Source organism: Hydrogenophaga sp. (assembly GCF_051858985.1).
Lineage (GTDB): Bacteria > Pseudomonadota > Gammaproteobacteria > Burkholderiales > Burkholderiaceae_C > Hydrogenophaga.
The window spans coordinates 676,161-697,200 of record NZ_JBHYGM010000001.1; the positions used below are offsets into that span (position 1 = coordinate 676,161).

Here is a 21,040-nt window from a genome sequence, read left to right on the forward strand (position 1 = left end):
GCCTTACTTGCTGTTGCCCATGCGGGTGTAGTCGTTCTGTCCGTACTGGGCGCGCGATTTCAGCTGCTGCTCCCAGCTCGTCTTGTCGCCGGGCTTCCAGCCGGTGTTCACATACTGGCTGCTGCCCACACCCTGGTAGGGTGCGCCGTCCTGCTTGACGCCAGCGTTGTTCATTTCCTGGGGCTTGTCGCCGCAGGCGCTGAGCGCCAGCGCGGTCACGCTGAGGATGAAGAGGCGTTGGATCATGACTTGGTCCCTTGTGCGCTGCCGTAGGCGGTGCCCCAGCCCCAGACTTCAGCGCCCTTGCCGCGCTGAAGCACCCGGTTGCGGAAGATGTCGGCCACCACGTCGCCATCGCCGGCGAGCAGCGCCTTGGTCGAACACATCTCGGCGCAGGCGGGCAGCTTGCCTTCGGCCAGGCGGTTGCGGCCGTACTTCTCGAACTCGTTCTGGCTGCCGTGGGCCTCGGGGCCGCCGGCACAGAAGGTGCACTTGTCCATCTTGCCGCGAACGCCGAAGGTGCCCTGCGAAGGGAACTGAGGCGCGCCGAACGGGCAGGCGTACGAGCAGTAGCCGCAGCCGATGCACACGTCCTTGTCGTGCAGCACCACGCCTTCGTCGGTGCGGTAGAAGCAGTTGACCGGGCAGACCGCCATGCAGGGCGCGTCGCTGCAGTGCATGCAGGCCACCGAGATGGATTTCTCGCCGGGCACGCCGTCGTTGAGCGTGACCACGCGGCGGCGGTTCACGCCCCAGGGGACTTCGTGTTCGTTCTTGCAAGCGGTGACGCAGCCGTTGCATTCGATGCAGCGCTCGGCGTCACAGATGAATTTCATTCGTGCCATGTTGTGCTCCTCAAGCCTTCTCGACGTTGCAGATCGTCGTTTTGGTTTCCTGCATCATCGTCACGATGTCGTAGCCGTATGTCGTGCCGGTGTTGACGGCTTCGCCGCGCACTACGGGGAACGCGCCATCGGGGTAATAGGGCTTCATGTCCTGCCCCTGCCAGCGGCCGGAGAAGTGGAACGGCAGCCACACCGTGTCCGGTCCCACACGTTCCGTCACCAGGGCTTGCACGTTGAGGCGCGCGCCGGTCGGGGTGTTCACCCATACCCGCTCCCCATTGCGCACACCGCGCGCTGCGGCCGTCTGCGGGTTGATCTCGACGAACATTTCCTGCTGCAGCTCGGCCAGCCAAGGGTTGGAGCGCGTTTCCTCGCCACCGCCTTCGTACTCGACCAAGCGGCCCGAGGTCATGATGAGCGGGTATTTCTCGTGCATCTTGTCGGCCACGTTCTTGGCCTGCAGCGATTTGTAGAGGATGGGAAGGCGCCAGCGGGTCTTCTGATCGTCGTGGCTGGGGTACTTGGCGACCAGGTCCGGGCGCGTGCCGTAGATCGGCTCGCGGTGCTGCGGCACGGCATCCGGAAAGTTCCAAACCACAGCGCGCGCCTTGGCGTTGCCGAACGGGTGGCAGCCGTGCGCCATGGACACGCGAATGATCGCACCGGTCGGGTCGGTCTTCCAGTTTCTCCCCTCGGCCGCCTTCTGTTCAGCCTCTGAAAGGTCGGCCCACCAGCCCAGTTTCTTGAGCAGTATGTGGTCGAACTCCGGATAGCCGGTCGTGATTTCGGCGCCCACCGAATGGGAACCATCTTCTGCCAGCAGGTTTTGACCTTCGCGCTCCACACCGAAGTTCGCGCGGAAGTTGCCACCGCCATCCATGACGTGCTTGGAAGTGTCATAGAGGTTGGGTGATCCGGGGTGCTTGATCTGGGGGGTGCCGAAACAGGGCCAAGGCAATCCGAAGTAGTCACCGGTCATGTCGTAGCCGGATTCCTTGTCGATCACTTTGCCCTTGACTTTGAGCGTCTTCACATCAAAGGCGTTCATGTTGCGCATGTGGGCCTTGAGGCGCTCCGGGCTCTGGCCCGTGTAGCCGATGGTCCAGACGGACTTGTTGATCTCGCGCAGGATATCCTCGGGCACGGGCTCATCCAGCCCCTTGACCTTTTGCATCTTGTAGTTCTTGCTGAGCTCGGTTGCGAAGCCGAGCTTTTCAGCGAACTGGTGCATGATCATGTGGTCGCTGCGGCTCTCCCACAGCGGCTCGATGACTTTCTCCCGCCATTGCAGCGATCGGTTGGAGGCCGTGACCGAGCCGCTGGTTTCGAACTGCGTGGCCGCCGGCAGCAGGTACACCGCGCGGTTGGGATTCAGGTCTTCCGGCTTGCCGGGCATGGCGGCCATCGACGCGGTGGCCGATGGGTACGGGTCCACCACGACCAGCAGGTCCAGCTTGTCCATGGCACGTTTCATTTCCAGGCCACGCGTCTGCGAGTTCGGCGCATGGCCCCAATAGAACACGCCGCGCAGGTTCGGCCCCTGGTCGATGAGTTCGTTGTTTTCCAGCACGCCGTCGATCCAGCGAGAGACCGTGATGCCCGGCTTCTCCATCATGCCCTCGGCATACTGTTTCTTGATCCACTCGTAGTCCACGCCCCATACGTTGGCGAAGTGCTTCCAGGAACCGGCAGCCAGGCCGTAGTAACCGGGCAGCGAATCGGGATTCGGACCGACGTCTGTAGCACCCTGCACGTTGTCGTGGCCGCGAAAAATGTTCGCGCCACCGCCGCTTTTGCCCACGTTGCCCAGGGCCAACTGCACGATGCAAGACGCACGAACCATGGCGTTGCCGATCGAGTGTTGGGTCTGACCCATGCACCACACCAACGTGGACGGTCGGTTCTTGGCCATCATCTCTGCGACCTTGGCCATCTGTGCTTCACCAACACCGCAGGCTTCTTCCACCTTGTCCGGTGTCCACTTGGCCATCACGTCGGCCTTGACGGCTTCCATGCCGTATACGCGGTCGTTGATGTATTGCTTGTCTTCCCAGCCGTTCTTGAAGATGTGATGCAGCAGGCCGAACAGGAACGGAATGTCGGAGCCGGAACGGATGCGCACGAACTCGTCGGCCTTGGCCGCCGTGCGCGTGAAGCGGGGATCCACCACGATCATCTTGCAGCCAGTTTCCTTGGCGTGCAGCATGTGCAGCATGGAAACCGGGTGCGCCTCGGCGGCGTTGGAGCCGATGTACAACGCACACTTGCTGTTCTGCATGTCGTTGTACGAATTGGTCATGGCGCCGTAGCCCCAGGTGTTTGCCACGCCGGCCACCGTGGTGGAGTGGCAGATGCGAGCCTGGTGGTCGGTGTTGTTGGTGCCCCAGAAGCTCACGAACTTGCGCATGAGGTACGCCTGTTCGTTACTGTGCTTGGACGAGCCAATGAAGTACACCGAGTCGGGGCCGCTGGCCTCGCGCAGTTCCTTCATCTTCGCGGTGATTTCGTTGAGCGCCACGTCCCAGCTGATGCGCTGGTATTTGCCGTTCACTAGCTTCATGGGATAGCGCAGGCGGTACTCACCGTGGCCGTGCTCACGCAGGGCGGCTCCCTTGGCGCAATGGGCGCCGAGGTTGATGGGCGAATCGAACACCGGTTCCTGGCGCACCCAGACGCCGTTCTCCACGATGGCATCGGTTGCACACCCCACCGAGCAGTGGCTGCAGATCGTGCGCTTGACCTCGATCTTGCCGGTGCCGTCGATGGACTTGCCTTCGGCGGCTTTCGCCTTTTTCACCAGCGTGAGCTGCGTGGCCGCCAGGCCCACGCCAACGCCCAGGCCGGAGCGGCGCAGGAAGCCACGCCGGTCCATGGTGGGCAGCGCGGAAGACAGGCCGCGCTGGAGCTTGTGTACGAAGCCCGAAGGGCTGCGCGACGCAGAAGCGCCGACGCTGGAGGATTTCTTGGTCAACAACATGGGGCCTCCTGTGCGCTCAGATGCGGGTGGTCTGGTAGTACTGCTTCACGTGATCGCTGAGGCTGTAGCCCCCGCCCTTCGTGGGGGCCGGCTTGGGCTCGGCCGCGACGGCGGACTCCTCAGGCGCCACCCGGGGCAGCAGCGTGGCCGCAGCGGCCAGGGCTCCCACGGTGGATGCGCCGGCAAACAGGGTGCGGCGCTGGAGGTTCGGACGGCCTTCTTCGGGCGTGGATCGTGGGGACTTGGACATGCATGTCTCCTGGTTGAACACCAGCCCGCCACACAACGTGCGGACCTTTTGCATACGTGGAATCTAACCCGCGCACACAGACGGTGCAAGCGGTTACACGCCCCCTGCGCACCCGGGAGATGAGAGCCATTCTCATCGCGCAATGCCGCAGCGCAGCATGCTTGGGCGCTCCCGAATTCATAGCCAGAAGCGTGCCATCGCGAGCGAGCGGTTCAGGTGGTTGCTTTGGTATTCATCTACCCTCGTGCGAGGGCCCTGCGGCAAGGGATAACCCTGTGAAGCACGGCCATTGCTTCGAGGGCGGCGCCAGCCTGTCACGCTGCGTGCGACAAGTTGTCGCAGCGTTCCCGCCCGCCAAATTCAGCCAAGTACCCGCTCGACCGTGGGATTTCGCCCAATACCCAAGTGATTTGGTAGGCCTCCTCCGTAGAATGCCAGCGGGTGGAGCCCACCCTATACCCCCCATCCCCCGAAAAGAGCCTCGAAGGCTGGCCCGACTGGTCGATCCTGGTGGTCGACGACGAGCAGGGCATGCTCAACTTCCTGGTCAAGACGCTGGCCCCCCGTTGCCACTTCGTGATGAGCGCGAGCAGTGCTGAAGACGGCGCGCAATGGCTGCGAGGCCACCACGTCGACCTGGTCATCCTGGACATCTCCCTGCCCGGCAAGAGCGGCGTCACCTGGCTCAAGGAACTGCGCGAGCAGGGCTTCAATGGCGAGGTGATCCTGATCACCGCCTTTGCCGATCTCGACACCGCCATCGAGGCGCTGCGCGCCGGCGCGTCCGACTTCATCCTCAAGCCCTTCCGGGTGCCTCAGATCCTGAACGCGGTGAAGCATTGCTACGAACGTTCGCGACTTCGGCGCGAGAACTTCGTGCTGCGCCGGGCGGTCATCAGCACGCCCGGGCGCAGCGCGCTGGTGGGCTCGTCGCAGGCCATGCAGCGCCTGGGCCAGTCGATCGCGCGCGTGGCGCCGGTGAACAGCACCGTGCTGCTGCAGGGCGAGTCGGGCACGGGCAAGGAACTCGTGGCGCGCGAACTTCACGCCCTGAGCAGCCGCGCCAGCGGGCCGTTCGTTCCAGTGAACTGCGCGGCGGTGTCGCCCGAGCTGATCGAAAGCGAGCTCTTCGGCCACGCCAAGGGCGCCTTCAGCGGCGCCACGCGTGCGCGCGATGGTCTCTTCCACTACGCGCAAGGCGGCACGCTGTTCCTGGACGAAATCGCCGAACTGCCGCTGTCGATCCAGGCCACGCTGCTGCGCGCGATCGAGGACCTGAAGATCCGACCCGTGGGCAGCGAACAGCTCGTGCCCTTGAACCTGCGCATCGTCGCCGCCACCAACCGCCAGCTCAGCGAGGAAGTGGCCGCCGGCCGTTTCCGCAAGGACTTGTTCTTCCGCCTGCAGGTGGTCGACCTCACGCTGCCACCGCTGCGCGATCACAAGGAGGACATTGCCGAACTGGTGGCGCACTTCATCGCCCAGCTCGCGCCCTCGCTCGGGGTGGAGCCACTGACCATCAGCGAGCAGGAGATGGATTTTCTGCGCCAGTACGACTGGCCAGGCAACGTGCGCGAGTTGCGCAACCTGATCGAGCGCTCACTCATCCTCGGCAGCCTGAACGTGTCGGCGCTGTACCCGGGCGTGAAGCCGGTGGCCGAGAGCGGCGCAGCGCCCGCGCTGCCCACCGACCTGCACACGATGGAGAAGATGCACATCCTCAACGTGCTGGATTCGGTGCACGGCGACAAGACGCGTGCGGCGCAGTTGCTCGGCGTGTCGCGCCGCACGCTCGAACGCCGCGTGGCCGAGTGGAACAGCGTGTGACTTTCTGGCGCGCGCCCGGCTGGCTCGCGGGCTCGGTCCGCAACAAGCTGCTGGCCATGGCGCTGCTGCCTTTGCTGGTGGCCTTCCCGCTGCTGGTGCTGGCGCTGGCGCTGTGGGGCAACGCGGCCTACGACCGGCTGCTCATCACCAAGGTGCGCAGCGACCTGGCGGTGGCGCACGGCTATTTCGAGCAGGTTCTGGGCGAGGTGGGCTCCGGCACGCAGGGCGTGGCCGCGTCGCAGGCCTTGTATTCAGCGCTGCGCCCTGCGTCGCCGGCTGCCTTCCCTGCCGGCCTGAACGAGCAGCTCGCCCTCGCTCGCGAGCGCCTGGGCCTGGACTTCCTGCTGCTCTACGACCCGCAAGGCCGACCGCTGGCGCGCGCCGTGCCTGCCGGCCTGAGCACGGGCGATGCCCGCGCACCTGTTGCGCCGATGCCGGCGGCGCTGGCTGGTGGTGCCAGCACACGCGCTGCGCGCCTGCTGGTGCTGGAGCCGGACGACCTCGAGGCCCTGGCACCGCACCTGATGCCGCGACTGCGCATTCCCCTGGTGGCCACGCGCAACGCCGCGCCCGCCACGCGCGAGGCCGAGCACCGCGCCATGGTGATGCTGTCCACGCATGCCGTGCTGGATGCCAACGGCCGAACCATCGCCGTGCTGGCGGGCGGGCTGCTGCTCAACCAGAACCTGGACTTCATCGACCACATCAACCGCATCGTGTACCCGGAAGATTCTCTGCCGTTCGGCAGCCAGGGCACGGCCACGCTGTTCATGGACGACGTGCGCATCACCACGAACGTGCGCCTTTTCCAGGACCAGCGCGCGATCGGCACGCGCGTGTCGCAAACGGTGCGCGACGCCGTGCTGGGCCAGGGCCAGACCTGGCTGGACCGCGCGTTCGTGGTCAACGACTGGTACGTCTCGGCCTACGAGCCCCTGCTGGACGCGCGCGAGCAACGCATCGGCATGCTGTATGTGGGCTACCTCGAAGCACCGTTCCGCCTGGTGCGCTACGCCATGCTTGCGGCCATGGGCCTCATCTTTCTGGTGGTGATGGCGCTCTCAGCCTGGTTCTCGCTGCGATGGGCGCGCAGCATCTTCCAGCCGGTGGAACGCATGAACAGCACCATGCAGCTGGTGGAAGAAGGCCGGCCGCAGGCGCGCGTGGGTCCTCTACCAGCGCGCGACGAACTGGGCGCACTGGCGGGACACCTGGACCAGTTGCTGGACGTGATTGACGACAAGACGGCCGCCCTGCAACGCTGGGGCCAGGAGCTGGACCACAAGGTGGCCGAGCGCACGCAGGAGCTGGAGGCGAGCAACGCGTCGCTGCAACTGGCGCAGCAGCAGCTGGTGAAGAGCGAGAAGCTTGCCGCCATCGGCCAGCTCACGGCGAGCATTGCGCACGAGATCAACAACCCCATCGCGGTGATGCAGGGCAACCTGGACCTCATGCGCGAAACACTCGGCGAGGCGGGTGCGCCGGTGCGGTCCGAGTTGAAGCTGCTGGACGAACAGGTGGAGCGCATGCGCATCATCGTGACGCAGTTGCTGCAGTACGCCCGACCGACCGAGTACGCAGGCTACGTGGAAGCGCTGGACCTGAACCGCACCCTGGAAGATTGCCTTGTGCTGGTGGGCCACCTGCTGGCGCAGACCAGCATTGCGGTGGAGCGCGACCTCAAGGCGACACGCCGCGTGGGCTGCAACCGGCAGGAACTGCAGCAGGTCATCATCAATTTGCTGATCAACGCGATACAGGCGATGCCGCAGGGGGGAGCGCTGCGTCTGCTGACGCGGGACTGGTGGCCTGAAGGCACAGAAGGTGGTGAGGCGAGCGGTGCACTCCTTGTCGTGCAGGACAGTGGCGCCGGTCTTTCGCCGGAAGTGCGCGAGCGACTGTTCCGCCCTTTCTTCACGACCAAGAACGATGGCAATGGCCTGGGCCTGTGGATCAGTCAGGGGCTGGTGGAGCGCTACGGCGGCGCCATCAGCGCCGACAACCGTTCGGAGGTTTCAGGGGCTTCGTTCACGGTGAGGATGCTGACCGAGCCTCGGGCGCCGGAGGCGACACCCACCGGGGACGGGCGACCTGGCGCACTTTGAGGGGCGCGCCCCTTCAAGCCAGCATGTCGAAACCCTGAGCTTCCACGCTCATGAAAGCCCGGGTGAACCCCGCCAGCGCTCCATAGAAACGCGCCTTCGGGTGCGCAGCGATCGCATCGCACATCTGTGGTACCCACGGCAGGACGTGGGTGGTGAAGAACTTCTGTTGCTGGGTGAGGTTGGCCACTTCCACTTCGTCGCCTGCGATCAGGTAACGCATGACCTCACTGATGTAGGCCACATGGTCCTCGGTCTCGGGCATGGCCTCGTCGCGTGCCAGACCGAGTTCGGCCAGGTCGCTGCGCAGCGCGGCGAGCGGCTTTTCGTTCAGGAAGCCACTCAGGTAATGCGAGCCGAACAGGTAGACCTCGGGTTTGCCAACGCCACCGAAGAGCGCGTCGTACTCGCTGGCCACCGCCTGATCGTCCACGGCCCGCGCCGCAGCCACGAATTCGCGCCAGGGTTCTTCGAGGAAACCCCCGGCGGCGGGCGCCTCGGTCACCGCCACGCGCAACTGCGCCATCAACTCCGGCGTGGGTGGCGCGTAATACAAGGCGGCCAGCAGTCCATAGACCTCGGCGCGGGCGGTTTCTTCGTCGAGTGCAGACGAAACGGGGATGGCGTTGCTGTTCATGAGGGGAGAAGGGTTCAGAGGTCCGTGATCCGGGCTTCACCGGGATTGGAGTACAGGTCCACCACGCGGCAGTCGCCGCACATCTTCAGGCGCTCCAGGGCCTCGCCCTGGAACATGGCGTGGCCCGAGAGCTTGGCCAGCATGACCTCGATGCCCTTCAAAGTGCCGAAAGGCTTGCTGCAGCGGATGCACTGGTAGGGCTGCGCTTCGTTGAGCACGCGCAACTGCTTGCGCTGCTCACCCAGCAGCAGGCGGGGCTGCAGGGTGATGGCGTCTTCGGGGCAGGTGCTGGCGCACAGGCCACATTGCACGCAGTTCTTCTCGATGAAGCGCAGTTGCGGGCGCTCGGTGTTGTCCTGCAGCGCGCTGGCGGGGCAGGCGCTCACGCAGCTCAGGCACAGCGTGCAGGTGTCCTTGTTGACTGCGATCGTGCCGAGCAATGAAGCCTGCGGCAGTGAAATCGCTTCAACAGCGGGACGGTGGGCGAGACTGTCCTGCATGAGGTGATCGAGGGCGAGTTCAACCGTCCCGCGCTTCTCCGCCTGGATCGCGAAGGTGGCGCGGCGCTTGACGCCCTGCGCCGGCGCATCGCCCAGCATCGCGTCCAGCGCCTTGGCATCGCGCGCCTCAATGAGCCGGAAATGCTGGCCGCTGTAGCCCAGGCCGCTCAGCACCGCCTGCGCCACGGCCATCTGCTCGCGCACCGCATCGCGGTACTGCGGCGCTTCCTCGCCCGTCATCAACACCCAAACCTGCGAGGCGCCATAAGCAAAGGCCGAGAGCCACACGTCCAGACCGATGGAGGCCGTGTGCCAGAGCGGCAGCGGGATCACGCGCGCGGGCACGCCGCGCACGCCCTTGCGGTCCAGCGATGCCGCACGGCCCAGGTCACCGATCAGCGCGGCGCCTGCTTCCTGGCTGTGCAGCAGCAGGGCAGCGTCCTTGCCGCCCGCCTTGGCATAGGTGGCCAGCACGGTGCGCAGCTTCACGCCCTGCTCGCTGGCCCGCGGGTAGGCGTACGACAGCGCGCCGGTTGGGCACACGGTGGTGCACGCGCCGCAGCCCACGCACAGGTTGGGGTTCACGACGATCTGGTTGCGCTTGATCTCGCTCGAGATGGCCAGCGCCGAGCAGATCTCCACGCAGGCGTTGCAGCCCACGGTTTCGTTGCGGCCGTGCGCGCAGATCTTCTGCTTGTAGGTAAAGAACTTCGGTTTCTCGAATTCCCCCACCAGATCGCGCAACTGGACGACCGTGGCCATCGCGCGCGCGTCCTGCAGGCCGCCGGCCAGGTGGAAGTAGCCTTGGGGATGCGCATGCTGCTCGAAGGCGGGTGCACTGCGCAGATCAAGCACCACGTCGAACTGCTCGCTGTGCTCCTGTGGTTCGCGCTGGAAGTTGATGGCGCCCACCGCCTCGCAGGCTCTCACGCAGGCGCGGTGGCTCCGGCATTTGTCCATGTCGATCTGGTAGTCCAGACCGATGGCATCCTCCGGGCAGACGGCCAGACAGGCGTTGCAGCGCGTGCAGAGGTCGAGGTCGATCGGGTTGCCGGTCTGCCACTGCACGTCGAAGGCACCGAGCCAGCCGCGCACCCGCTGCAGGTTTCCCGCGATCACCGGGTACTGCCGCGCCTGCATGCCGGCGCCGCCGGTGGCCATGAGGCTGACCTCCAGCGTGTCCGCCACCATGCCGGCGATGCGTTCGCTCTCGTCCAGCGGGCCAATGATCAGGAGGCGACCGGCGCTCTTGTAAGTGACCGTGGGCACCGGTTCGGCGTCGGGCAGGCGCGCTGCGGCCAGCAGGGCGGCCATCTTCGGCGCTGCCTGCGCGGCTTCGCGACCCCAGCCGCCGGTTTCGCGGATGTTCACGAAGTGGATAGGGCGCACGTCCAGCGACACCGCGCCCTCGGTCTCCTGCGAGAGTTCGGTGAAGAGGCGGCTCTCCTGCGTGCAGGCCACCACCAGCTCTTCCTGGCTGCGGCACGCGCGCTGGAACGCTGGCGCGTCGCGGCGGCACAGCGTGGTGTGCAGTGTCAGGTCTTCATCCAGCGCCTCGCCCAGAACCTTGGGGTTCAGGGGCATGGTCTGGTTGCAGTTGCAGATCAGCGTGGTCATCTTGGGGCTTCTGGAAATCGGAATCGGAATCGGAATCGGAGGCGATGGTTTCGCGAGGTTGTGGAGCGGTGTCTGCAACGGGCTCGTCCACGGCGACAGAGGCTTCAGGTTCTGCGGGCGCTGGAGCTTGCAGCGGGACCGCCACCTTGGGCTTGTCCTCGGGATCGTCCACCAGTTTCAGGAACTGCGCACCCACCATCTTCGCCATCTCGGCCACCGAGAGCGGGCTGGGCTTGGAGTAGTCGTCGATGTAGATGTCCAGACCGTCCATCACGTTGTAGTGCGGATCGGTGAAGAGCTTCTTCACGGCCGCGTTGCGCACGTCCGAAGGCACGCCGCGCGCCACAAACGCCGAGTAATCGGATTCTGGCGTCAGGCGTGCCACATCTTCGAGCGTGAGGGCCGGGGGCTGCTCGGGCGGCGGTTCCTGCAGCGCGGGAGCCGACGTGGGCGGCACCGCGGCCACCACCACGGCGGGTGCGGGTGCGGGAACCGGCACGACGGGAGGTTCGGGCGGCAGCGGTTCGCCGCTGCGCACCTGCACCTTGCGGCGCGACCAGCGCGAGAAGAAGTTGCTGTCGTCTTCGGTGGCCATGGTCAATGTCCAGGTGGGCCGCCACCGCGGATCTTTTCCGTGGAGATGCGCACGGGCTGCCCGAACCGGTCGGTCAGTGGCTTGAAGCTGTCGGGGCGCTTGCGCTTCTTCGGTTCGGGTTGGTAGGTGGCGTCGACGAAGCTGCGCAACCAGTCCACCACCTCGCTCGGCGCGGGCACCTGGTCCACACGCTCCTGCGCATCCAGCCAGCGGCCCGCATCGTGGTAGCTCAGCGTCACAATCTGCGGCACCGCCATCGCTTCGCCATCGAGCAGGCGCGCTTCATCGGCGCGCCAGAACACCCAGAAGCACGGGTTGGGGCTGTTGAGGTTGAGGAAGTAACCCTCGGCATCGTCGCGGAACAGTTCGACGCGAAAGCGTGGAAACAGCCAGTGGGCCGCTTGCGCACTTGCATCGGTGGCTTGCACCGGTTCCACTGCTTGCGGTTCATGGGTCTCGTGCGGATCGGCGGGTCCGGTGTCGTCAGGCTCGGAACGCAACACCACATCGGCAAGCACCCAGCGCCAGGGCTGCCAGCGGCTCATGGGGCCAGTCACCGGCTCGCGCCGCATCACCACGTCCACCTCGATCGCGGGGCGGCTGCGTGCCGATACCGGGGTATGTTCAATCTTCATAAGAAGACCGCAATGTAAGCCATCCCCCGCCCATGCGATTCCCGCCTGGCGGTTCACCCTGCGAAGGGTGCCGAAATGCGCGGGCAAACCCCTAGTAAGTCTCGAGGTGGAGGCGACCTTCGCGCTTCAACGATGCGCCGATGCTGTCCCAGTTCAGGCCCGCACCTTGCGCCACATCGCGCAGCGCCAGCACCACGCCCTCCTCCATGCTCTTCAAGCCGCACACGTAGAAGTAGGTGTTCGGATCCTGCAGCAGCACGGCCAGGTCGGCCGCGCGCTCGCGCATCGCGTCCTGCACATAGCGCTTGGGCGCGCCCGGCGTGCGGCTGAACGCGAAGTTGGTGTCGATGAAGTCCTTGGGCAGGCTCTGCAACGGCCCAAAATACGGCAGCTCTTCCTGCGTGCGGGCGCCGAAGAACAGCATGAGCTTGCCACCCTCGAACTTGCCCGAAGCACGCAGACGCCTGCGCCATTCCGTCATGGCGCGCATGGGCGCGCTGCCCGTGCCGGTGCAGATCATCACGATGTTAGAGCGCGGGTGGTTCGGCATGAGGAAGCTGGTGCCGAACGGACCGATCACCTCCACCTTGTCGCCCACCTTGAGGTCGCACATGAAGTTGCTGGCCACACCACGCACCGGCTGACCCTGGTGGTCTTCCAGCACGCGCTTGATGGTGAGCGAGAGGTTGTTGTAGCCGGGGCGCTCGCCGTTGCGCGGGCTGGCGATGCTGTACTGCCGCGCATGGTGGGCGCGGCCCGAGGCATCGGTGCCCGGAGGCACGACGCCGATGCTCTGGCCTTCGAGCACAGGGAACGGCATGGCGCCGAAATCCAGCACGATGTGGTGCGTGTCGTAGTCGCTGCCGGCTGTCTTGCCCACTTCGGTCACGCGCACGTTGCCGGCCACCGTGGCCGTGACGGTCTTTTGCGCTGCCTTCGGTCCGTAGAGGTTGGTGTAGGCGTGCGCGGCCGACCAGGGCGGCAGCGTGGCACCGAAGGACGATGCGTTGAACGGCGCCTGACCCGTGGGATCGGGTGGGCTGGCGGGGGCTTCGACAGGCTCAGCCCGAACGGTGACGCCTTCTGTCAGGCCTTCCAGTTCTTCAGAGGGCAACTCGGCCGGCAGCTCATCCCAGGTGAGCTGCTCCTCCGGCGTGTACGCGCGAATGCGCGGCATGGTGCGCCAGTTGTCGATGGACCCGGTGGGGCACGGCGAGATGCAGGCCATGCAGAGGTTGCACTTCTCCGCATCCACCACGTAGTTGCGGTCGTCGTGCGTGATCGCCTGCACCGGGCATGTGGCCTCGCAGGTGTTGCACCGGATGCAGATCTCGGGATCGATCAGGTGCTGCTGAATGACAGCGGCTTCGGCTATGGCGTTCATGGCAAGTCTCCGAAAGATCTAGAGACAGTGTAGGAGAGGGGTGAAGCAAATCGAGAATGCCGCGGGTCCGGGTTTCCCGGCCCGCAGGCATTGCCCCCTGGGGGGGTGACGCGCCGCAGGCGCGGCGCGGGGGGTCAATTGAACCTTACATATTCGAAATCGACCGGCTGGCGGTTGATACCCATCACCGGCGGTGCGATCCAGCCAGCGAACTTGCCGGGATCCACCACGCGGCCCATGAGCGAAGCCACGAAGGCAAAGTCTTCCGGCGTCGGCAGCCATTCGCTCTTCTTCGCGGCCCATTCGGCCTCGCTCACCACTCGGCCATCGGGCGACATCTTGATGCCGGCGAGTGCGCCGATCTGGCGGTTGAAGGCCTTGTGCGGCACGGTCAGGCGCGTGGGGATGCCGGCCTTTTCCAGCACCTTGTTCCAGCGGTTCACACCCGCCACCGAATCCTTGATGAAGTCGTCGCGCAGCACTTCGTTGAGCGCATTCAGCATCGGCACGTCCTTCTCCACCAGTTGCCCGTTCTGCACCTCCAGCACCTTGTAGGTCTGGCCTTTGAGCACGTGGTCGTCGGTGCGTTTGCCTTCTTCGTAGCGGCCCTTCAGGCCCGAGCTGTAGAAGATGGCCGCATTGCTCGACTGGTCGGCACCGAAGAGATCGATGGTGACCGAGTAGTGGAAATTCAGGTAGCGCTGGATGGTGCCCAGGTCGATGCAACCGGCGGCGCGAACCTTCTGCGGGTCGTCGGTCTTGAGCTCGTTCATCACCTGGGCGGTGCGAGCGAGCACGCGCGAGACACCGCTCTCGCCCACGAACATGTGGTGCGCTTCCTCGGTCAGCATGAACTTGGTCGTGCGTGCGAGCGGGTCGAAGGCAGACTCCGCCAGCGCAGAGAGCTGGAACTTGCCATCGCGGTCGGTGAAGTAGGTGAACATGAAGAAGGCCAGCCAGTCGGGCGTCTTCTCATTGAACGCACCCAGGATGCGCGGGTTGTCCTGGTCGCCGGACTGACGCTGCAGCAGCGCTTCGGCCTCTTCGCGGCCGTCGCGGCCGAAATGCTTGTGCAGCAGATAGACCATGGCCCACAGGTGGCGGCCTTCCTCCACATTGATCTGGTAGAGATTGCGCAGGTCGTACATGCTGGGCGCCGTCAGGCCCAGGTGGCGCTGCTGCTCGACCGATGCGGGTTCGGTGTCGCCTTGCGTCACGATGATGCGGCGCAGGTTGGCGCGGTGTTCGCCGGGCACGTCCTGCCAGGCCTTTTCACCCTTGTGGTCACCAAAATGGATCTCGCGGTTCGCGTCGCCCGGGTTCAGGAAGATGCCCCAGCGGTAGTCGCGCATCTTCACGTGGCCGAACTGCGCCCAGCCCTGCGGGTCCACGCTGACGGCGGTGCGCAGGTAGACGTCGTAGGCCGTCGAGCCGTCCGGGCCCACGTCGTCCCACCAGTTCACGAAGTTCGGCTGCCAGCCTTCCAGCGCGCGCTGCAGCGTGCGGTCTTCGCTCAGGTTGACGTTGTTCGGGATCTTTTCGCTGTAGTTGATCGTGGACATGTGGGCTCCTGGGTGGTGTTCAGACGCGGTTGAAATCGAAGGCGGCCTTGTCGCCCTTGCCGTAGACCTTGAGCGCGCCCTTGTCGCCGACGGCGTTGGGGCGGATGAAGATCCAGTTCTGCCAGGCGGTGAGGCGGCCGAAGATGCGGGTGGCCATGTTTTCTTTCTGGGCGAAGCGCAGATTCGCTTCAAGGCCGGTGAGGGCGTCGGGCGACATCGATGCACGCTCTTCGCGCGCCATGCGCACCTCGTCTTCCCAGTCGATGTCGTCAAGCGCGGCGGTCACCAGGCCGAGTTCGAAAGCGGCATCGGCGTCCAGCGCCTTGCCGATGGCGCCGCGTGCGGCCTCCATCGGCGCTTCCTCTTCGTAGAAGCGGCGTTGCAGGCGCGACTGGTCGTTGACCATCGGCAAGTAGCCGAAGTTGAACTCGTCAAGCTGCAGCTTCGGCGCGGCATCCGCGTCATCGGGCAACGCGAGCATGTAGGCGCGGTCGGCGCAGAAGGCCAGTTCTGCCAGCGAGCCGGCAAAGCACGAGCCCGACTCGATGAGCGCAAACAGGCTGCGCGAGGACACATCGAGGCGCGCGAAGGTGCGGCGCATCAGGCCGAGGGTCTCGCGCACCAGCCAGTGGTCCTTGTTCGCCAGCATCAGCGCGTCGCCGGCCAGCACGGCCGATGCGTCGCCTTCGGTCTTGAGCAGCCACGTGCCCATGTCGAGTTCGTTGGTGCGCAGGCACAGGATGGCGTCGTCGAGTTCGCGCGCCATCTGCAGCGGCCACCAGGCGGCGCCCGCGGCTTCGATGCCGGCCAGGTCGGTGGGCTGCGTGCCGCTGGGCGCCTTCACCGTGATGGTGGCGCTGCGCTTGCTGCGGTCGATGGCCACATTCACATAGGCGTAGCTGATGCCATCGGCGCTGTCGGTGCGCTCGATGCGGGGCAGCGCCACGCCCTTGCCCGCTGACGGGCGATCGCTCTTCGCGGCCAGCGCGTCCGCGCGTTCCTTCACGTGGGCGGCGAACTGCTGCGGTTTGGCAATGGAGTCCACCAGCCGCCAGTCCACGGCCTTCTTGCCGCGGACGCCTTCGCTGGTGGTGCAGAAGATGTCGGCCAGGTCGTGGCGCACGTGGCGCTTGTCGGTGACGCGCGTGAGGCCACCGGTGCCCGGCAGCACGCCCAGGAGCGGCACTTCGGGCAGCGACACGGCAGATGACCGGTCGTCCACCAGCACGATCTCGTCGCAGGCCAGCGCCAGTTCGTAGCCGCCGCCAGCGCAGGCGCCGTTGAGCGCGGCCACGAACTTCAGGCCGCTGTGCTTCGACGAATCCTCGATGCCGTTGCGCGTCTCGTTGGTGAACTTGCAGAAGTTCACCTTCCAGGCGTGGCTGGACAGACCCAGCATGAAGATGTTGGCGCCCGAGCAGAACACGCGGTCCTTGCCGCTGGTGACCACCACCGTGCGCACCTCGGGATGTTCGAAGCGCACGCGGTTGAGGGCGTCATGCAGTTCGATGTCCACGCCCAGGTCGTAGCTGTTGAGCTTGAGCTTGTAGCCGGGGCGGATGCCGGCGTCTTCGTTGATGTCCACCGCCAGGGTGGCGATGGCGCCGTCGAAGGACAGCTTCCAGTGGCGGTACTGGCTGGGGTCGGTGCGGTAGTCGACGGTGGTCGGGGTGGTGCTGGCGCTCATGGTGGTTGTCTCCGGGCGGTGGTCGCGTGCAGCCGCGTGGCGGCTGCGGGATCAGGCCCGACAACCCGCCACTACCGGCTGGTTCGAACCTGTTGATGTGAATAATAATTCACGAAGCTCAAAACGTCAATGCACTTTTCTGCATGTTACCCGGGGAGGTCGACCAGTTCGCGCACCTGCTCGCGCAAGGCGACAAAGGCCTCGTCCAGCGGGTAGGCGCTGGTGTTGAAGCTCATGTCGGCCTTCGAATAGAAGGCCGAGCGGCCCGCGAGGATGCGTTTCAGGTCTTCCATGGCCTCACGGCTGGCGGCCATGGGACGCATGTCGCCTTGCGCGGCCACGCGGCCCATGTGATCGGCCGGATCGGCCTGCAGCCACACCGTGGTGCAGTGAGAGAGCAGCAGGTTGAAGTTGGCGGCGTCCGACACCAGGCCGCCCGGCGTGGCGATCACCACCTCGGGGTAGATCTGGATGGTCTCTTCCAGCGCCCGGCGCTCGTAGCGGCGGTAGGCCGGCGTCCCGTAGAGCGAGTGGATCTCGTTGATGCTGCAGCCGGCGAACTTCTCGATCTCACGGCTGAGCTCGACAAACGCAAAACCCAGGTCGTCGGCCAGGCGCTGGCCCAGCGTGGACTTGCCCGCGCCACGCAGGCCGATGAGCGCGATGCGAGCCCGGCGGCCAGGGTCGTCGCCCGGCATCGCGCCGCCGCCCAGCAGCCCGCCGATGGCGATGCGCGCCCGTCGCAAGTCCGATTCGGTGCGTTTTTCCAGCAGTTCACGGATCAGCAGCCACTCGGGTGAGCTTGTGCTCACATCGCCCAACAGTTCTGCCAGCGAACACTGCAGTGCCTGCGCGACCTGCAGCAGCACCAGGATGGATGCATTGCCGGTGCCGTACTCCAGGTTGGCCAGGTGGCGCTCGGACACATCGGCAGCGAGCGCGACCGCCTTGCGCGTCATGCCCCTGCGCGAGCGCAGGGTGCGCACCCGCTCGCCGAGCGACACCAGAAAGGGATGCCGCGGCTCTTCAGGGGCGGCATCCCCCGGCCGGCTGGCGGCGGAGGCCATCACGCTGGTGTCGGCTGCATCCATGGTGAAGGGGACTTTCAAAAATGTCTTGTCAGAGGGGACAAACCCTTGGGTCCCTTGCCAAGCTGGCAAACATGCACTTTAATGCACAATCTGCGGCAAGCAAGATAGTGCATTTATAGCGCCAATCCACGACCGCGAACAGCCCTGACTACCCGAGGGGCCCTCTGGAGACCACCATGACCACCAACCTGCTTCCCAACCACCTGGGCGGCCAGTGGCACACCGCCACCGATGCCGGAACACCCTTGTTCGATCCCATTCTCGGTACCGAACTCGTCCGCGTGAGCAACCGGGGCCTGGATCTGGCTGCCGGGTTCCGTTTCGCGCGCGAGGAAGGCGGCAAGGCCCTTCGGGCGCTCAGCTACGGCCAGCGCGCAGCCCTGCTTTCCGCCATCGTCAAGGTGCTGCAGGCCAACCGCGATGCCTATTACGAGATCGCCACCGCCAACTCAGGCACGACCACCAAAGACTCGGCGGTGGACATCGACGGCGGCATCTTCACCCTGGGTTACTACGCGAAACAGGGTGAAGCCCTGGGCGAAGCCCGCGCCCTGCTGGACGGCGAACGCATCCGCATGGGCAAGGACCCGGTGTTCCAGACCCAGCACGTCCTGCAGCCCACGCATGGCGTGGCCCTGTTCATCAACGCATTCAACTTCCCGAGCTGGGGCCTGTGGGAAAAGGCAGCGCCCGCCCTGCTCTCGGGCGTGCCGGTGATCGTCAAACCCGCCACGGCCACCGCCTGGCTCACGCAACGCATGGTGAAGGACGTGATCGATGCGGGAATCCTCCCGCCGGGCGCACTCTCGGTGGTCTGCGGCTCTTCCACAGGCTTGATGGATCAGTTGCAGCCGTTCGACGTGGTGTCGTTCACTGGCTCGGCCGACACCGCCCGCCTCATCCGCAGCCACCCGGCCGTGGCCGAACGATCCGTGCGTTGCAACATCGAGGCCGACAGCCTGAACAGCGCCCTGCTCGACCCGGCTGCTACCGCCGACAGCGAGGCCTTCAACCTGCTGGTGAGTGAGGTGGTGCGCGAGATGACGGTGAAGGCGGGCCAGAAGTGCACCGCGATACGCCGTGTGTTCGTGCCAAGCGCGCTGTACGACGCTGTGGCCCAGGCCATCGGCGCCAAGCTCGCGAAGACCAGCGTGGGCAATCCGCGCAACGAAACGGTTCGCATGGGTTCACTGGTGAGCCAGGAACAGAAAGCGAGCGTGCTCGAAGGCATCGCCAGGCTGCGCACCGAGGCCGAGGTGTTGTTCGACGGCAGCGGCGCCGCGCTGGTGGACGCCGATCCGGCCAAGGCCGCCTGCGTGGCGCCTGTGCTGCTGGGATCGCGCGAGCCCGCCCGCGCGAAGCTGTTGCACGACGTGGAGGTGTTCGGCCCGGTGGCCACGCTCATGGCCTACGACAGCCTGGACCAGGCCTACGAACTCATCCGCCGTGGAGAGGGTTCGCTGGTGTGTTCGATCTACAGTGCCGACCCTGCGTTCATCGCGAGTGCCGCACTCGAACTTGGCTCCGCCCACGGCCGCGTCCACGCGATCTCGCCGGACGTGGCGGCCAGCCAGAGCGGACACGGCAACGTGATGCCCATGTCCCTGCACGGCGGCCCGGGTCGCGCGGGCGGCGGCGAGGAACTGGGTGGCCTGCGCGCGCTGGGCTTCTACCACCGCCGCAGCGCCGTGCAGGCCAGCAGCGCCGCCCTGGACGCACTGGCCGGCTCGGCGGTAGCCTTCAAATACTGAGCCGCTGAGGAGATCCACCATGTCCGACACCGTCGCCCCCCCGGAGCGCTTCAATTTTGCGCGGCACCTGCTCGAGCTCAACGCCGGGCGCGCGCAGAAGACAGCGCTCATCGATGACCAGGGCTCGCTCACCTACGGCCAGCTGGCCGATCAGGTGCAGCGATTCGCGGGCGCACTCCAGGCGCTGGGGCTGCGGCGCGAAGAGCGCGTGTTGCTGCTCATGCACGACAGCAGCGACTGGGTGGTGGCCTTCCTGGGCGCGCTGCACGCCGGCGTGGTGCCGGTGGCGGTGAACACCCTGCTCACCGCCCAGGACTACGCCTACATGCTGGCCAACAGCCGCGCACGGGCCGTGCTGGTGTCGGCCGCGCTGCTGCCCACCCTCCAGACCGCGCTGGCTTCGAACGCCAACGAGGCGCAGCACCTCATCGTCTCGCGCGCCTCTGCCGCACTGCCCGAAGGCGCCCACGATTTCACCAGGCTGGTGGCACGCAGCGAGCCCGCTGCGGCAGCCGACACGCACGGCGACGAGCCGGCTTTCTGGCTGTATTCGAGCGGCTCCACCGGCGCACCCAAGGGCACCGTGCACACGCAGGCCAACCTTTATTGGACGGCCGAGCTCTATGGCAAGGCCGTGCTGGACCTGCGCGAAAGCGACCTCGTCTTCTCGGCCGCCAAGCTGTTCTTCGCCTACGGCCTGGGCAACGCCCTCACCTTCCCGCTCAGCGTGGGCGCCAGCGTGGTGCTGATGGCCGAGCGCCCCACGCCACAGGCCTGCTTCAAGCGCTTCACCGAACTCAAGCCCACCGTGTTCTACGGTGCGCCCACCGGTTACGGCGGCATGCTGGCCAGCCCCGATCTCCCTGGAAAGAGCGACGTCGCCTTGCGCCTGTGTTCATCGGCCGGTGAAGCCTTGCCACAAGACATCGGCCAGCGCTGGACGAACCACTTCGGCGTGGAGATCATTGACGGGATCGGTTCCACCGAGATGCTGCACGTGTTCCTCTCGAACCGCCCGGGCGATGTGCGCTACGGGACCACCGGCAAGCCGGTGCCGGGTTACGAGATTGAACTCCGAGGCGAAGACGGTCAGCCAGTGCCCGATGGCGAAATCGGCGACCTCTACATCAAGGGACCGAGCGCCGCACTGATGTACTGGAACAACCGCGACAAGACGCGCGACACCTTCCAGGGCGGATGGACCAAGGCCGGCGACAAGTACACGCGCGACGCCGACGGCTACTGCACCTACGCCGGCCGCAACGACGACATGCTCAAGGTCAGCGGCATCTACGTGAGCCCGTTCGAAGTGGAAGCCACGCTGGTGCAGCATCCCGCGGTGCTGGAAGCCGCCGTCATCGGCAAACAGGACGCCGACGGCCTGACCAAGACCAAGGCCTTCGTGGTGCTCAAGGCCGGCACGCAGGCCACCGAAGCCGAACTGCAGGCTTTCGTGAAGGAAAAGCTCGCGCCGTACAAGTACCCGCGCTTCATCGAATTCCTGCCCGAGCTGCCGAAGACCGCCACCGGCAAGATCCAGCGGTTCCGGTTGAGGGAAAAGGAAAGCGGCGCGGCTTGAA

General features: G+C 65.8%; 16 protein-coding genes. 4 read left to right on the forward strand and 12 right to left on the reverse strand.

The features are described 5' to 3' along the window. Positions 1-3: 3 nt before the first annotated feature. Genes ACTIEY_RS03280 through ACTIEY_RS03295 form a run of 4 tightly spaced genes read right to left on the reverse strand, consistent with a single transcriptional unit; the run spans position 4 to position 4,072 of the window. On the reverse strand, positions 4-246 hold the full coding sequence (locus ACTIEY_RS03280; RefSeq protein ID WP_439517666.1) for a hypothetical protein: 243 nt from the start codon (positions 244-246) through the stop codon (positions 4-6). Further along, positions 243-845: a formate dehydrogenase FDH3 subunit beta gene (gene fdh3B, locus ACTIEY_RS03285; RefSeq protein ID WP_439517667.1), complete on the reverse strand. Its 603-nt coding sequence runs from the start codon at positions 843-845 to the stop codon at positions 243-245. Before fdh3B ends, ACTIEY_RS03280 begins: the two co-directional genes overlap by 4 nt. A gap of 10 nt (positions 846-855) precedes the next feature. Beyond that, the gene (locus ACTIEY_RS03290; protein WP_439517668.1) at positions 856-3,822 is read right to left on the reverse strand and encodes a formate dehydrogenase subunit alpha; all 2,967 of its coding nucleotides are present in this window, start codon (positions 3,820-3,822) and stop codon (positions 856-858) included. 16 nt (positions 3,823-3,838) lie between these two features. After that, positions 3,839-4,072 (reverse strand): formate dehydrogenase, encoded by a 234-nt coding sequence (locus ACTIEY_RS03295; RefSeq protein ID WP_439517669.1) that lies wholly within the window; start codon positions 4,070-4,072, stop codon positions 3,839-3,841. Between the two features lie 441 nt (positions 4,073-4,513). Here ACTIEY_RS03295 and ACTIEY_RS03300 point away from each other — a divergent pair, with 441 nt between their 5' ends. Beyond that, positions 4,514-5,899 (forward strand): sigma-54-dependent transcriptional regulator, encoded by a 1,386-nt coding sequence (locus ACTIEY_RS03300; protein ID WP_439517670.1) that lies wholly within the window; start codon positions 4,514-4,516, stop codon positions 5,897-5,899. Then, positions 5,896-8,004 (forward strand): sensor histidine kinase, encoded by a 2,109-nt coding sequence (locus tag ACTIEY_RS03305; protein ID WP_439517671.1) that lies wholly within the window; start codon positions 5,896-5,898, stop codon positions 8,002-8,004. The genes ACTIEY_RS03300 and ACTIEY_RS03305 overlap by 4 nt, the downstream gene beginning before the upstream one ends. A 13-nt stretch (positions 8,005-8,017) precedes the next feature. Here the strand turns inward: ACTIEY_RS03305 and ACTIEY_RS03310 are convergent, their stop codons facing one another. From ACTIEY_RS03310 to ACTIEY_RS03345, 8 genes are all read right to left on the reverse strand, one after another. After that, positions 8,018-8,638: a TorD/DmsD family molecular chaperone gene (locus tag ACTIEY_RS03310; protein ID WP_439517672.1), complete on the reverse strand. Its 621-nt coding sequence runs from the start codon at positions 8,636-8,638 to the stop codon at positions 8,018-8,020. Between the two features lie 14 nt (positions 8,639-8,652). Continuing rightward, positions 8,653-10,722 (reverse strand): 4Fe-4S binding protein, encoded by a 2,070-nt coding sequence (locus tag ACTIEY_RS03315; RefSeq protein ID WP_439518262.1) that lies wholly within the window; start codon positions 10,720-10,722, stop codon positions 8,653-8,655. Then, positions 10,682-11,350 carry a DUF3306 domain-containing protein gene (locus tag ACTIEY_RS03320; RefSeq protein WP_439517673.1) on the reverse strand — a complete coding sequence of 223 codons (669 nt, stop codon included), beginning with the start codon at positions 11,348-11,350 and terminating at the stop codon, positions 10,682-10,684. The genes ACTIEY_RS03315 and ACTIEY_RS03320 overlap by 41 nt, the downstream gene beginning before the upstream one ends. 2 nt (positions 11,351-11,352) lie before the next feature. Continuing rightward, positions 11,353-11,985: a DUF3305 domain-containing protein gene (locus ACTIEY_RS03325; protein WP_439517674.1), complete on the reverse strand. Its 633-nt coding sequence runs from the start codon at positions 11,983-11,985 to the stop codon at positions 11,353-11,355. Positions 11,986-12,076: 91 nt separating this feature from the next. Then, positions 12,077-13,369, reverse strand: coding sequence for a benzoyl-CoA 2,3-epoxidase subunit BoxA (boxA, locus tag ACTIEY_RS03330; RefSeq protein ID WP_439517675.1), 1,293 nt, complete (start codon positions 13,367-13,369; stop codon positions 12,077-12,079). Between the two features lie 134 nt (positions 13,370-13,503). Continuing rightward, positions 13,504-14,931 (reverse strand): benzoyl-CoA 2,3-epoxidase subunit BoxB, encoded by a 1,428-nt coding sequence (gene boxB / locus ACTIEY_RS03335; protein ID WP_439517676.1) that lies wholly within the window; start codon positions 14,929-14,931, stop codon positions 13,504-13,506. Between the two features lie 19 nt (positions 14,932-14,950). Beyond that, positions 14,951-16,618, reverse strand: coding sequence for a 2,3-epoxybenzoyl-CoA dihydrolase (gene boxC / locus ACTIEY_RS03340; protein ID WP_439517677.1), 1,668 nt, complete (start codon positions 16,616-16,618; stop codon positions 14,951-14,953). A 146-nt stretch (positions 16,619-16,764) separates the two neighbouring features. Next, the gene (locus tag ACTIEY_RS03345; RefSeq protein ID WP_439518263.1) at positions 16,765-17,685 is read right to left on the reverse strand and encodes a helix-turn-helix transcriptional regulator; all 921 of its coding nucleotides are present in this window, start codon (positions 17,683-17,685) and stop codon (positions 16,765-16,767) included. A 200-nt stretch (positions 17,686-17,885) separates the two neighbouring features. Here ACTIEY_RS03345 and ACTIEY_RS03350 point away from each other — a divergent pair, with 200 nt between their 5' ends. Continuing rightward, positions 17,886-19,460, forward strand: coding sequence for a 3,4-dehydroadipyl-CoA semialdehyde dehydrogenase (locus tag ACTIEY_RS03350; RefSeq protein WP_439517678.1), 1,575 nt, complete (start codon positions 17,886-17,888; stop codon positions 19,458-19,460). 19 nt (positions 19,461-19,479) lie between these two features. Further along, positions 19,480-21,039 (forward strand): benzoate-CoA ligase family protein, encoded by a 1,560-nt coding sequence (locus ACTIEY_RS03355; protein ID WP_439517679.1) that lies wholly within the window; start codon positions 19,480-19,482, stop codon positions 21,037-21,039. Position 21,040: the final 1 nt, after the last annotated feature.